Below are 247 nucleotides of genomic sequence, written 5' to 3'. Positions count from 1 at the left end.
ACATCAACCCGGCCTACCGGCTCGCGGAACTCGAATACGCGCTCAACAAGGTGGGCTGCAAGGCCGTGATCGCGGCCGAGCGCTTCAAGAGCTCCGCCTATGTCGAAATGCTGCAGACGATCGCGCCCGAGCTCGCGAGCGCGACGCCCGGCGATCTGCACGCGGCGCGCGTGCCGAGCCTGCGCACGGTCGTGTCGATGGGAGACGTCGCGCCTGCGGGCATGTTCCGCTTCGCGGACGTGATGGC

At 68.4% G+C, this 247-nt stretch carries 1 pseudogene; it reads left to right on the top strand.

Annotated features, from left to right (window positions below):
- Positions 1–247 (top strand): annotated as a pseudogene (locus SB816_RS34005) (AMP-binding protein); the annotation flags it as partial.

Origin of the sequence: Achromobacter sp. SIMBA_011 (assembly GCF_046535435.1) — a bacterium.
Classification (GTDB): domain Bacteria; phylum Pseudomonadota; class Gammaproteobacteria; order Burkholderiales; family Burkholderiaceae_B; genus Achromobacter; species Achromobacter dolens.
Note: the sequence above shows the minus strand (reverse complement) of the source record. Positions and strands in the feature narration are given on the sequence as shown.